This window comes from Nannocystis punicea (assembly GCF_026965555.1).
Classification (GTDB): domain Bacteria; phylum Myxococcota_A; class Polyangia; order Nannocystales; family Nannocystaceae; genus Nannocystis; species Nannocystis punicea.
In genome coordinates, this window is sequence record NZ_CP114040.1 from 3620671 (window position 1) to 3633736 (window position 13066).

Sequence of the window (13066 nt, forward strand, 5' to 3'; positions counted from 1 at the left end):
GTTGTCTACCGCCGGCGTAAGCATCCTGGGTCTGCAGTGGGCGCTCTGGGCCGTCACCCAGACGCCCGCCGATCGCGAATATCAAGGCCCCGAGGGGGTCCCGAACAAGTCGGGTCCGGCCAAGGCCGCGAAGCCGAACACGGACGTCTCGGTCGACGACGTGTTCGGCACCGGCGCGCCCGCGAAGCCGCCCGAGGCTCAGAAGCCGCCCGAGGCCGCGAAGCCGGCCGCGAAGCCGGCCGCGGGCGGCGAGCTGTCGATGGACGACGTGTTCGGCGCCGGCGCCGACACCGGCTCGTCCGAGGCGCCGGCGAGGGGCAGCGAGCCGGCGGGCACGACCACTGCGCGCGACCTCGAGCTCGACGACGTGTTCGGCGGCGGCGGCTCGCAGCCGGCCGGCGCGTCGACCGGGCCGACGACGACGGTGACGACCACCACGCCGGCGCCGACCGACAAGCAGGTGGACGCGCCGGCGGGCAAGCAGAAGCTGCAGAGCCCGAGCGAGCAGATCCTGAACAAGACCGGCGGCAAGCTGCACACGCGCTTCCGCATCATCAGCAGCCTCCACTACGACGTCGACCGCGCCGAGCCGCGCAAGATCAGCCGTAACGAGAACCGCGTCGAGTTCTACTTCGCGTACACGCCGAACAAGCACGTGCAGGTGGTCGGCGAGGTCGACCCGGTGCTGATGGGCACCAACCAATCGCGCGAGCTCGACGACCTGGCGTCGCAGGTGTACATCCAGCGGTTCCACCTCGAGAGCCGCGCGGCCTACGTCGCCCTCACCGACATCGCCCCGGGCCTCGACATCAAGGTCGGGCGCCAGATCGTCGTGTGGGGCACCGCCGACAAGTTCAACCCGACCAACAACATCAACGCCGACGACCTCGAGGACCGGCCGCTGTTCACCGAGCCGATCGCCAACCAGATGGCGGTCATCGACTACTCGCCGCTGCGCGACCGCGACAAGCTGTACTTCCAGGGCGTCTACATCCCGCTGTTCTTCCCGGCGCTGCTGCCCCCGTCGGCGGCCGCCGGCCTGAAGGACCCGTACGCCGAGACGCCGTTCGCCAACGACCGCGAGCTGGCGAAGATCACGTACCTGCAGGAAGACTACCTGCCGAAGAACCCCAAGCTGGTCCCGCGGGTGTTCGGGCACGTCGAGATGCCCGAGAACAAGTTCACCAACGGCCAGTTCGCGTTCAAGATGGGCTCGCGCCTGGGCGAGGTCGACATCAGCGCGTCGTACTACTACGGCCGCCACGACATCCCGCTGCCGGTCGAGGCCACGACGACGCAGGTGCACGCGCTCAACGACCCGACGGACCCGCCCGACGGCTACTGGTTCCGCTCCGACGTGCGCCTCATCTACCCGAAGATGCAGGTCATCGGCCTCGACTTCGCCACCCAGGTGCCGTTCCTCGGCAACATGGGCCTGTGGGGCGAGGCGGCCCTCATCATCCCCGAGGCCAAGCAGTTCCACATCGACCTGCCGCCGCTGCCCGGCGGCGGCGTCGACGTCACCCCGAACGACGACATGGCCAACCCGGAGGCCTTCATCGCCGGCCCGGCGATCAAGAAGCAGCCGTTCCTCAAAGCCACCGCCGGGTTCGACTACACCTTCGGCAAGCACGTGTACGTGCAGGCGCAGTACCTGCGCGGCATGATCAACGAGTTCGGCGCCGGCCACATCGGCAACTACATCCTCGGCGGCACCGACCTGATCTTCTTCGGCCGCAAGCTGGTGTTCCGCGCGTTCGGCATGGTCGACCTGCCCAACAACAACCCCAAGGGCAAGGGCCCCTCGGGCGTGATCGCGCCGGCGCTGCTGTTCGCCCCGCCGTGGGGCTACGTCAACTTCGAGCTCGGCAGCTTCGCCCTGCTCGGCGGCGACAAGACCTACTTCGGCCAGCGGGCGACCGGCTCGTCGATCGTCTACTTCAAGGTGATCGGCTCGTTCTAGCAGGATATGTCTGATGGGACATGCCTGATGGGACATGTCCTGTCAGGCTGGTCGACGCGGTAGCGGGCCGGCGACGGGCAGGCGCACGCGGAAGGTCGAGCCGCGGCGCAGCTCGCTGGCGACGGTGATCGAGCCGCCGAGCAGGTCGCACAGGCGGCGGCTGATGGCGAGGCCGAGGCCGGTGCCGCCGAACCGGCGCGTGGAGGTGTCGTCGACCTGGGTGAAGGCGTCGAAGATCGCCTCGAGCTTGTCGGCGGGGATGCCGATGCCGGTGTCGGCGACGGTGATCTCGACGAAGTCGCAGCCCCGCTCGACGTGGTCGCGGGCCGACAGGGTGATGTCGCCGCCGACGGTGAACTTGTTGGCGTTGCCGAGGATGTTGAGCAGGATCTGCTGCAGCCGCAGCGGGTCGGTGTGGATCTGCGAGCGCTCGAGCTCGATGCGGGCGTGCAGCACGTTGCCCGCGTCCTTGACCGAGGGCGCCAGGGTGGTCTGCAGCTCCTGCAGCAGGGTGCGCAGGTCGATCGGCTCGAGGCGCACGTCGACGCGGCCGGCCTCGATGCGCGCGAGGTCGAGGACGTCCTGGATGAGGTTGAGGAGGTGGCGCGAGGCGATCTGCAGGCGGTCGACGTCGAGGGTCAGCGCGTCCTGACCGGCCGCGACCAGGTCCTCGCGGATGATCTCGGCGTAGCCGATGATGGCGTTGAGCGGGGTCCGCAGCTCGTGGCTGATGTTGGCCAGGAAGGCGCTCTTGGCCCGGCTGGCGGCCAGCGCCTCGTCGCGCGCGGCCACCAGCGCCTTCATCGTGTGCGACAGCTCCTCGCCCATCATGTTGAGGCCGATCGCCATGGCGTTGATGAGCTCGTCGTTGTCGTCGTGGACCAGCGCGCGGCGGTCGTAGTCCAGCGCCGCGAACGAGGTGATGGTGTTGAACAGCTCCTCCATCTGCCGCTCGGTCCGCTCGCGATAGGCGCGCAGGGCGGCCAGCTCGGAGGCCACCACCGACAGCGCGGTCTCGGCGGCCGCCCGCGGGTCGCTGGCGAACGCGGCGGCGTCGGGCGCGAGCGCGACCGCGGCCCGCAGCAGCGCGGCGATGCGCTTGTCCACGGGCTCCGGGGCAGGGTCGCGCCCGGGCGGCTGGCCGGAGGACTCGCTCACACCACCTGCTCTTTGAGCCAGACGAGCGCGTCGCCCTCGGAGTTGAACAGGCGCAGCGGGAACGGCGGCCTGTGGACGTTGGTGTAGAAGCTGCCGAACATGCGGCCGATCTGCGAGTCGATCAGCATCGCCAGCGCAGCCAGCCGCTCGGCGGCCTCGGGGCGGACGTAGTAGAGGCGGGCCTCGCGATCGAGGCCGCGCGAGGCCCGGGTGTCGAGCAGCATCGGCAGCCTGCGGCCCTCGGCCAGCTCGTCGACGGCGCGGGAGTTCTCGTGGGCGTCCTCCAGCGTGTGCGTCGCCGTCGGCAGCACCACGCAGTGCACGATCCCGTCCGCGATCCAGATCCGTTCGGTGCGGGTGACGATCTCTCGCAGCTCCATGGGCCTCGTCTCTACGACCGGTCGCCCGGCTCGCTGGGATCCTCGGTGATGAAGGTGCGCAGCCAGGCGATGGCCTCGTCGACGTCGGCGAACAGGCGGAACGGGAAGCGGGTCTTGTTGAGGCCGAGGAAGAAGTTGCCGATCACGCGGCTGACGTTCGAGCGGACCAGCATGGCGGCCGCGAGGTTGACCCGCTGGGCCTCGGAGCCGGCGTAGTAATCGCGGCACTCGCGGGTGGCCGAGCTGGCGTGGGCCCGCATGTCGAGCAGCAGCGGCCGCGGCTTGCCCGCGGCCAGCTTGGCCACCGCCGCGACGTTGACGATCGCGTCGTCGAGGTCGGCGACCAGCCCGGGTTTCACCTCTGCGATCACGTAGCCGTCCGGGTGGAGCCACAGCCGCTCGGTGCGGGTGTCGATGACGCCGCGGGCGTCGCTGGGGATGAACGACTCGCTCATGCGCGCGGCCAGGATAGCGGACCGGCCGCGCGTTGGGTGCACCGTGAGGGGCGCCGTGGGCGACGCCGCGCGCGGCGCCGAGTTCGCGCTCACCAAGGGAAGATGCCCTGGCCCGGAGTCAGGGTGTTCTTGGGATCGAAGATCAACTTGCGGGCCAGGAACTGCGGCCAGCGGGTGCCGTAGTGGAGGATCCAGTCGGCGAAGGAGAGCTCGACGCTGCCGATCGAGTAGCGCTTGCCGCCGATCTCTCGCACGCCCTCGTACACCGCGCGGTTCTTCGCCACAAGGTCCGCCGCGACCGCAGGATCGGCCGAGGACGCCCAGCGCAGCAGCGAGAACAGCACGGTCACCGGCTCCTTCGGCAGCGGGATGAACGGCGCGGTCACCTTGGCCTTCGGGAACGGATAGATGAGCACCGGGCCGTAGCCGATGTCGATCGCGGGGGTCTCGGCGAGGGTCGACTCGATGAAGTCCGCGGCCTCGGAGAGCGGCAGGAAGAAGTCGGTCAGCGGGTGGGGCAGGTACCACTCGCCGGTGATCTTGGTGAAGGCGACGATCGGCGCCAGGCGGTCGTAGAAGTCGTAGAGCGGCAGGGTGTCGACCGCCTCGGTGCCGGGGATGAAGTTGAGCCCGGCGAGCATCGCCGCGTCGTCGGGCGGCGAGCCGGCGTCGAAGTATTTGACGCACTCGATCGTGATCACGTAGCTGTCGTCGGGCTGCGGGAAGCCGAGGCCCTCCACGTAGTCGAACCGGCCCTCGTTCATCAGCGCGACCTGGTCGGCGAGCAGGGTGGCCACGTCGGCGTAGACGGCGGTGTAGTGGCGCGCCAGCGGCTTGACCGCGATCAGCTTGACGCGCGCCTTGACGATGATGCCGAACTGGCCGAGGCCGCCGCGCACGCTGTTGAACAGGATCGCGTTGTGGCTGGGCGAGCACACCTCGAGGTCGCCGTCGCCGGTGACCACCCACAGCTCGAGCGCGTTGTCGGCCTGCAGCCCGTGCTGCGGGGTCTGACCGCCGATGCCGCCGACCGAGAGCGTGCCGCCGACGCTGAGGTCGATGTGGTCGGTGAGCACGGGCGGGCTCTTGCCGAGCGGCAGGGTCTGCTGCAGCAGCTCGAACCACCGCACGCCGGCGTCGACCACCGCGTCGCCGGCGTTGATGGCGTGGATCTCCGACAGCCCCGACATGTCGATCACGAGCCCGCACTTGGCCTGCGACTGACCCTGCGTGCTGTGGCTGTTGCCGACCATGCTCATCGGCCCGACCTTGATGCAGTGCTTCTTGCAGAACTTGACGGCCTTGCGAATGTCGTCGATCGAGGCCGGCACGAGCACCGCGAGCGGGGTCTCGCTGACGATGTGACCCCAGTCGTCGGCCGCGGCGGCGCGGTCGGCCGGGGCCGTCAAGAGCTCGCCGTCGAGGCCGGGGATCTCGATCGCATCGGCGGCCTCGTCGGAGCACGACAGCCAGGCTTGCGCCGACGGGCTGAAGGCGAGGACGGGGACGGCGGCGGCGCCGCCGCGAAGAAAGGCTCGTCGGGTGCTATGAATCGTCATCTGAAAAAACTCCTCGAGACTGCTCAAGTCCACGCGCGGCGCATACGTCGCCGCGTCGGAACGACGGTATCAGAGCCCTGAGCGCGCTGTCTGCGGCGCGTCGTGTGGGCCACTGTCTCATTAGGGAGCACAGCCGCGATAGCGGCTATTCACAATACATGTCTCGAAGGACATGTTCTTAAGTCCACGGTCATCTGTCCGCCCGGGGGCCGCCCGGTCTCCCGTCGGACTCGGCGGACGCGGGCGTCTTGCACATGCACGGGCGTTCGTGCGCACGAGGCCGCCGATTTGCTCGCCGGCGGCCGAGTCTGGTACCGCTGGAGGCGATGACCGACGACGCCAGCGTGTCCCCGTCGCCCGCTCCCGAGGCCGAGCGCCTCGCCGTCGGCGACTTGTTCCAGCCGTTCTCGCCCGCGTACCAGGAGGACCCGGCCCGCAGCTTCTACGTCGAGGCTCACGCGCGCGCGCCGGTGGCCTACAGCCGGGCGTTCTACGCCTACCTGGTGACGAGCCACGCCGAGGTGATGCACGTGCTGCGCGACCCGGTGCTGTTCTCGTCGGCGCGCCTGCTCGAGCCGGTGGTGCCGTTCACGCCGGAGCTGCTGGCGCGGCTGGAGCAGGGCACGTTCCCGCTGCCGCCCGGGCTGTTCAACAACGACCCGCCGTCGCACACGCGCGCGCGGCTGCTGTTCTCGAAGGCGTTCACGCCGGCGAGCGTGGCGGCGATGGAGCCGCAGATCCGCCGGTTCGCGAGCGAGCTGGCGGGCGAGCTCGCCAGCGGCCCGGACGAACTCGAGCTGATGCACGACTTCACGTTCAAGCTGCCGATGCGGGTGATCGCGGCGCTGGTCGGCGTGCCCTACGAGGACATGCCGCAGCTGAAGGCGTGGCAAGACGACTGGTTCAAATTGTTCGACCCGGCCCTCGACCAGGCGACCAAGATGGCCGCGGCCGACGGCTTCCTCGCCTACCAGCGCTACTACGCGGATCTGATCGCCGAGCGCCGCAAGCAGCCCGCCGACGACCTGATCTCGGCGCTCCTGCGCGCGCGCGAGGGCTCGGACATGTTGACGACGGAGGAGATGATCTCGCACCTCGTCGTGCTGCTGTTCGCCGGCTACGAGACTGCGGCCAGCCTGATGGGCTCGCTGCTGTTCGCGCTGCTCGACGAGCCGGAGCTGTGGCGGCGCGTCGGCGACGACGCTGCGCTGCTCCAGGCCGCGACCGAGGAGACGCTGCGGATGCACGCGTCGGTGCAGATGGAGCCGCGCCACACGACCCGCAACACCACCGTCGGCGGGGTGGAGATCCCCGCCGGCGCGATGGTGATGACGTTCTTCGGCGCCGCCAACTACGACGCGCGCGTGTTCCCCGACCCGCTGCGCTTCGACCTCACCCGCCCCAACGGCAACCGCCACCTCGGCTTCGGCTGGGGCATCCACAGCTGCCTCGGCGCCAGTCTGGCCCGCCTCGAGGTCCGCGCCGGCATGCAGGCCCTGCGCGCCGCGCTGCCCGACCTCCGCCTCGCCGAAGGCGCGCGCCGCAGCTACCTGCCGAGCCTGTTCTTCCGCACGCCCGCGGCGGTGCCGGCGGTCCGCGGGTGAAGGTTCGGACATGCTCGTGAGGGCATGTCTTTGAGGGCATGTTCATTAGGACATGCTCGTGAGGGCATGTCTCGAAGGCGGCAGAGGCCGGGGGACCGGTGTTCGCGTCTGCCGGCGCCGCTGCCGTGAGGCAGGCGGGGCCGGCGCGCGCGAAGCCTCGCGGCGGCGGGCGCGGCGACGCTGCGTGCGCAGGAGCTGCGCATCGAGCCCAGGTGAGCGCGGGAGGAAACGAGGGCGGGCTCGCAAGCGCGGCCGCGTTGCCGCGGGGATCGCGGCTCGTACCCTCGGGCGCGTGGAACCCTCCATGGACATCTCGATGGCCCTGTTCTCGCCGGAGACGGCGAACGATCCGCACCCGCTGTTCGCCCGCCTGCGCGAGGCGGCGCCCGTGCACCGACTCGAACGCCACCAGTGGTGGGCGGTGACGCGCCACGCCGAGGTGAGCAGGATCCTCAAGCGGCCCGACCTGTTCTCGTCGGACACCGGGCTCGATCGCCTGTGCCCGCCGCACATCGACGAGCGCACCTGGCAGGAGCTCGAGCGCATGCGCGGGCCGAGCATGTTCAACTCCGATCCGCCCAAGCACACGCGGCTGCGCAAGCTGGTCAGCGCCGCGTTCACGCCGCGGGCGATGACGCAGCTCGAGGGGCGGGTGCAGCAGATCGCCGGCCGGCTGATCGACTCGATCCTGCAGCGCGAGACGTTCGAGGTGGTCGACGACCTGGCGATCCCGCTGCCGGTGACCGTGATCGCGGAGATGCTCGGGGTCGACCCGGCCCGCGGAGCCGACTTCAAGCGCTGGAGCGACGACCTGATCACTCTGGGCCGGATGACGCGCGAGCAGCGAGACTGGGCCGCCGCCGAGTCGGTGCGGCTGATCGAGAGCCGGCGCGAGCTGTTCGCCCACATGCAGGAGATGATCGCGGCGCGACGCCAGGAGCCGCGCGACGATCTGATCAGCCAGCTGGTCCGCGCCGAGTGCGAGGAGGCGCTCACCGCCGAGGAGGTGCTCGGCGCGGTGCTGCTGCTGCTGGTCGCCGGCAACGAGACGACGACCAACCTGATCGCCACCGGCACACACCTGTTGCTCGAGCACCCCGAGGCGCTGGCCGAGCTGCGCGACGACCCGGCGCTGGTGCCCAACTTCATCGAGGAGGTGCTGCGCTACGAAGGACCGGCGACGATGCTGTTCCGCCGCACGACCGCCGAGGTCGAGGTCGCGGGGGCCCAGATCCCCGCAGGCAACCTGGTGGTGCTTCTGCTGGGCGCGGCCAACCGCGATCCGGCCCAGTTCCCCGATCCCGACCGCTTCGATATCCACCGCGACACCCGCGGCCACCTCGGCTTCGGCCAGGGCATTCATTTTTGCGTGGGCGCGCCGCTGTCGCGCCTGGAAGGCCGGGTGGCGTTCACGGAGCTGATCCGCCGCCTGCCCGCATTCACCCGCATGGACGCTCGCCCGGCCTGGCACGACCACACGAGCCTGCGAGGCCTGCGATCGCTGCCGCTCCGCTTCGTGCGGCGCGCGGCGTGAGACGGAGATGCACGCGAGCACGCTTTGGGGCACTCCATGTCCCGAGAGACATGTTCTCCGAGGTCCGGACTCGCAGGCGTGGGGCGCGGACTTTAAGGCTCGTCGATTTCGACGTCCAAACCAGTCTCCTTGGTGATGACGCCGAGGATCCGCCGCAGCTTGCCTGGACTGTCGGCGCCGAGGTTGAAGAACAGGACGTCGTCCTCGCCGCCGTCAGGGCTCACGTGGCAGACCATGGCAGCGTCCGGGCGGTCGAATATCCCGCAGTAGGGGCCGGTGGGAATGGGCTGTTCGAACTTCAAGGCTTCGATCGCCCGCTCCAGACGCGCGCGCACGCCGGGTCCGTCGCAGGTGAACTCGCCCCGGCACCGAGCCTGCAAGGCCGGCAATCTGTAATTGAGCATCGCCTTGTAGGCGAGCATCTCACGCAAGGTCTCGAAGTCGTGCTGGACGAGAGTATCGCCGATGGCGCGAGTCACGACGAGTGCGTCGCCGCGGTTCGGGCGATCGAGATCGTACCAGATATGCATCGGAACGACGGGATCGCACTGATAACCGATCAGGAGGTACCGCGGGTCCGGCTCCTCGAACTCCTCGCGGTAACACAGCAATACCCGTTCGACCGAGAAGTCGATGGATGCATATTCGAGGGCGCCCATGTACCTTCCCATCCTGGTCAGGAACCAGCGATAAAACGGCGGCAGCGGACGCCCGGCGTTCGCCTCGATCGCGGCGATGTCCTCGGGGGTAGCAGCGATCCACCCGTGATGAGCGTCCGGCACGAGGCGGGTTATGAGGCGCTCTATTTCGTCTTCGCGGGGGTGCATCTACACGCTCCGGCTCCGGGCGATTGGTGTTCGCATTGCGGCGGACGGTCTTCCGGACAGAGTAGCATGGTCAACATGACCTGACAGGTGCCGCACGGCGGAACGGCCTGCTCCCCGCCGAACCACCCCTGCTTCAGGTTGCCCTTCCGGCTCGTGCGGAAGTGGACGAAGACCTTTGCGTTGGGGTTGGCAGCGGACCATCTTTCGGTGAGACCGACAGGTCGGGCGCCGTGCAGCAATGCGAGCACCACTGCCTGCTGGGCAGCACACGAACCAGGCGGATAGTGGGGCTCGCCGGCGCCAGCCTCCCAATGTTCTTGTCGCAGGAGGGCGTTCCATTCGGCGTTCCTGGTCGTCATCCTGCGCCACGCCCGATCGAACTTGCGAAGCTTCTCTGGCGGGACGAGCTGACGAAAATTCAACCACTGAGCGGTGGAAGGTACGTGCCACCCGCCGGGCAGCTCCGCCTGCAAGTCCGCGTTTTGGCGGCTCGAGTTGGCAGCATAAACCTGGCCATCCTGGCAACGGACGACCCCCAGCATGGCACCCGGTACTCGCTTCTTCTTCGCACGGGCGGCCCTCGCCGCGGCCTGGAAGGTGCTCGCATCGCCCTTGGTGTCGGCGGTCTCTTCGAGCTTCGATGCGTCGCCGTGGGACTTGTGGCAGAGGGCGCATTGCTCGTCGCCGACGAGGGCGACGAGGCCGGTGGGTTGGACGAGGCCGAGCAGGGTGGCGGCGTTCGGGGGGCTGCCGCTCGGGCCGCAGTTGTTGAGCATCGGGTCGCTGAGCAGGTGGACGTTCTTGCCCTCGACCTTGACGTCGAGCGAACCCGGGCCGATGAAGCGCGCGGGGCCCTCGACGTTGGCGGAGACGATGCCGCCGCCGGTGGCCTTGCTGGCGATGTCGCCGATGGAGGTGAAGGTGGCGCCCTTGATGGCGACCTTGCAGCCGTCGAACTTCACGTTCTTCGAGAAATCCTTCGGCGAGTTGCCCGACTTGGCGATGTTGGGCAGCGGGGTCGGGACGAACGGGGCCGGCGGGCCCGGCATCTTGCACACGTTGGGCACCGTGGCGGTGGCGATGCCGTTGCTGCCGGTGGTGACGGGCGTCTTCGGCGGGTTGACGGAGATGCTGGACATCGTGACCTCAGCGGGCGACGGGATGCTGAAGGAGCAGGGCTCCGCGCAGGCCGCCGTCCGAGCCGGCGGTGATCATCGCTCGCGGGCCGGGGGCGTAATTGCGGCGGAACGATTGCACCCCGAGGATGGCCGCGAGCGGGGCGAACGCGGCGCCGACGTCGCCCCAGCGATCGGCGGGGGCCTCGTATTGCAGCGACCTCCACACCGCGGCGGTGCGCATCGCCACGAAGCCCCACTCCTCGCTGCGGTAGCGCTCGCCGTTGATGTCGCTGTAGAGGGCGTCGACCTGCTCGTCGGGCAATCGCAGGTCGCTCGCGGCGCCCTCGACGGCGGCGCTGATGCCGACGCCGAAGGTGCCTGCCTCGCTGGTGCGCAGCTGTGATTCGCGCGCGGTCCGGGCGCCGCGTACGACTGCGAGCGCGGGGAGGCGTAATCGCCGGCGCAGGTCGGTGCTCGCCAGGACAAGGCAGCCGGCCGCCTCGCCGGGGATGAAGCCGCTGCGCACCCCGGGCTGGGCGCAGCGCCGCTGATCCTCGAGCCACAGGAGGGTGTCGGCGTGCAGCCAGCTGTCGACGCCGGCGATCCAGCACAGGGCGTCCGGATCGTCGGCGACGAGGCGGGCGGCCTGCTCGACGGCCTGGATCGCGCCGGCGTGGCCGTGGCCGGCGATCCGGACTTCCGCGTGGACTCCGAGGCGACGCAGGCAGGCGAGGGCGAGGCCGACGAGCTCGCCGGCCTCGCGCCTGGCAAAACCCGGACGGGCCTCGGGGAGCGCGAGCAGGAGGTGGTTCGCGCCGTGATGCGGGGCCCCGTGCGCCAGGGCCCGCGCGACCTCGGCGAGCGCGCTGGCGAGGAGCGGTTCGAGCCGCGCGTTGCCCTCGAGCAGGGGATCGATGCGCGCGTCGGCGGCGGCGATCAGGGGGGCGCAATCCGGGGTGGCGAACGCGTATTCACTGCAGCGGGCGATGCCGGCCCGGACTGCGGCGGCGCTGCTCGGGGCGTCGTGACCGAGTGGAGTGCGAGCGCCGATGGCGACGACCTCGAGGCGGAGGTTCATGCGGCACCTTTCGCGCGGACGGAGTGAGCGATCGAGGTTTCGAAAGTGGAGAGCTCGCGGCGAGGATTCATGCGGCACCTTTCGCGCGGACGGAGTGAGCGTTCGAGGTCTCGAATGTGGGGAGCTCGCGTCGAGAATTCATACGGCACCTTTCGCGCGGACGGAGCGACCGACGGAGGTTTCGAATGTGGGGAGCTCGCGGCGAGGATTCATGCGGCACCATCCGCGATGATGGAGGACCGGCGGATGCTCGAGCGCCGAGGAGCTCGCGGTGGCAGCTCGTGCGGCACCATTCGCGCTCACGGAAGGACCGGCGGAGGTTCACGCGGCACCTCGGTGTTCGCGGATCTCCGTGACGTCGAGGTAGTCGGCGTCGACCGCGGACACTCGCAGACAGCTCTGCCAGACGAGGGAGAGGCGGCGCTCCTCGGGCTCGAGGATCAGCGCGGTCAGGCGTGCGGGCTGCTCCTGGCGCCGCGCGCCGAAGCGGGTGATGAAGGCGAGGGCGATTCGGGGGACTTCGACGCGGAAGGTGCCCTCGGGGGTCATGTTGAGCAGTTCGACGCGCTCGCCGAGGACGGGCCCGTCGGCGCGCTGGTCGGTGGGCGCGCTCATGGCGAATTCGGGGTCGTAGTCGTCCGGCAGCAGCGGGCGCCGGGTCTGCTCCCAGCGGGCGTCGTAGGTGCCGGCGAGCTCGCGCCGCGGCGACCAGGACGGGTCGATCGGGCCGAATCCCGCCGGGCCGACGGTGGCAGGATCGCCGTCGGGATATTCGACCGCGTGCGCGGGCTGGCCGGCGCGGGACAGCGACTTTCGCACGAAGCCGCGACCGACGGGGTTGCGCGCGTCCATCCGCTGCCTGGCCGGGTCGGGATCGGCGGCATCGAAGCCGCCGAACGCGTATTCGTAGCGAATGGGGTGAGTGATGAATCGCTGCGGCGCGGACAGGCCGACCCCCAGCGAATCGTAGGTGCGCTCGCCGTGGACCAGCAATTGCTTGCTCAGGGCGCCGACGCGCAGGCTGACGGGGACGGTCGGCGCCGGTCGGCCGCCGGGGGCGTGCGCGTGGGCGACGGCGAGCACGTCGGTGCCGGGCTTGGGCGCGAGCAGGTCGGAGTCGTGGCGCAGGCTGGACGCGCCGGGATCGCCGAAATACTCCGGGGCCAGGACGGGCGGCGGCTGGACGTCGGCCAGGATCGCGCGGCCCTGGTGGTTCACGTCGAAGGTCGCCTTGACGGCGACGATCCACCAGTGCACCCCGTCCTTGTCGCGCGTCCAATTGCGACCCGCGGCGAAGCTGGTGCGATTGTCCAGTGCCCACATGCAGGCAGGGTAGCACGCCCGCTCCGGCGCGCGCGGGCGAGTCCGCTCGCGGCGCCGGCGAACGGCT

Annotated in this window: 11 protein-coding genes; 3 read left to right on the plus strand and 8 right to left on the minus strand. The window is 69.9% G+C overall.

All coding sequences use genetic code 11. The features are described from left to right. The first annotated feature begins 1 nt into the window (after nt 1). Nucleotides 2-1963, plus strand: coding sequence for a hypothetical protein (locus O0S08_RS13920; RefSeq protein ID WP_269039603.1), 1962 nt, complete (start codon nt 2-4; stop codon nt 1961-1963). A 42-nt stretch (nt 1964-2005) separates the two neighbouring features. On the opposite strand, the gene O0S08_RS13925 is transcribed toward O0S08_RS13920, so the two are convergent. The 4 genes from O0S08_RS13925 to O0S08_RS13940 all read right to left on the minus strand — a co-directional run bounded on the left by O0S08_RS13925 (nt 2006) and on the right by O0S08_RS13940 (nt 5548). Next, the gene (locus tag O0S08_RS13925) at nt 2006-3121 is read right to left on the minus strand and encodes a sensor histidine kinase (protein ID WP_269039604.1); all 1116 of its coding nucleotides are present in this window, start codon (nt 3119-3121) and stop codon (nt 2006-2008) included. After that, nucleotides 3118-3501: a DUF7793 family protein gene (locus O0S08_RS13930; RefSeq protein ID WP_269039605.1), complete on the minus strand. Its 384-nt coding sequence runs from the start codon at nt 3499-3501 to the stop codon at nt 3118-3120. Before O0S08_RS13930 ends, O0S08_RS13925 begins: the two co-directional genes overlap by 4 nt. 11 nt (nt 3502-3512) lie before the next feature. Next, nucleotides 3513-3956, minus strand: a complete 444-nt coding sequence (locus O0S08_RS13935; RefSeq protein WP_269039606.1) for a DUF7793 family protein — start codon at nt 3954-3956, stop codon at nt 3513-3515. A gap of 89 nt (nt 3957-4045) precedes the next feature. Then, on the minus strand, nt 4046-5548 hold the full coding sequence (locus O0S08_RS13940; protein ID WP_269039607.1) for an FAD-binding protein: 1503 nt from the start codon (nt 5546-5548) through the stop codon (nt 4046-4048). Between the two features lie 293 nt (nt 5549-5841). Between O0S08_RS13940 and O0S08_RS13945 the strand changes: the two genes are divergently transcribed. Both O0S08_RS13945 and O0S08_RS13950 read left to right on the plus strand, forming a co-directional pair. Beyond that, nucleotides 5842-7119: a cytochrome P450 gene (locus O0S08_RS13945; RefSeq protein ID WP_269039608.1), complete on the plus strand. Its 1278-nt coding sequence runs from the start codon at nt 5842-5844 to the stop codon at nt 7117-7119. Nucleotides 7120-7411: 292 nt separating this feature from the next. Continuing rightward, nucleotides 7412-8653: a cytochrome P450 gene (locus O0S08_RS13950; RefSeq protein ID WP_269039609.1), complete on the plus strand. Its 1242-nt coding sequence runs from the start codon at nt 7412-7414 to the stop codon at nt 8651-8653. 92 nt (nt 8654-8745) lie between these two features. Here O0S08_RS13950 and O0S08_RS13955 read toward each other — a convergent pair whose 3' ends face one another. From O0S08_RS13955 to O0S08_RS13970, 4 genes are all read right to left on the minus strand, one after another. After that, the gene (locus O0S08_RS13955) at nt 8746-9480 is read right to left on the minus strand and encodes an SMI1/KNR4 family protein (RefSeq protein ID WP_269039610.1); all 735 of its coding nucleotides are present in this window, start codon (nt 9478-9480) and stop codon (nt 8746-8748) included. After that, a complete protein-coding gene (locus tag O0S08_RS13960; protein WP_269039611.1) occupies nt 9456-10619 on the minus strand; it encodes a DUF4150 domain-containing protein in 1164 nt (387 codons plus the stop codon). The genes O0S08_RS13955 and O0S08_RS13960 overlap by 25 nt, the downstream gene beginning before the upstream one ends. A gap of 7 nt (nt 10620-10626) precedes the next feature. After that, entirely contained in the window at nt 10627-11676 is a 1050-nt protein-coding gene (locus tag O0S08_RS13965) for a hypothetical protein (RefSeq protein WP_269039612.1), read from the minus strand. 321 nt (nt 11677-11997) lie between these two features. Continuing rightward, nucleotides 11998-12999 (minus strand): DUF2169 family type VI secretion system accessory protein, encoded by a 1002-nt coding sequence (locus O0S08_RS13970; protein WP_269039613.1) that lies wholly within the window; start codon nt 12997-12999, stop codon nt 11998-12000. Between the last annotated feature and the right edge of the window lie 67 nt (nt 13000-13066).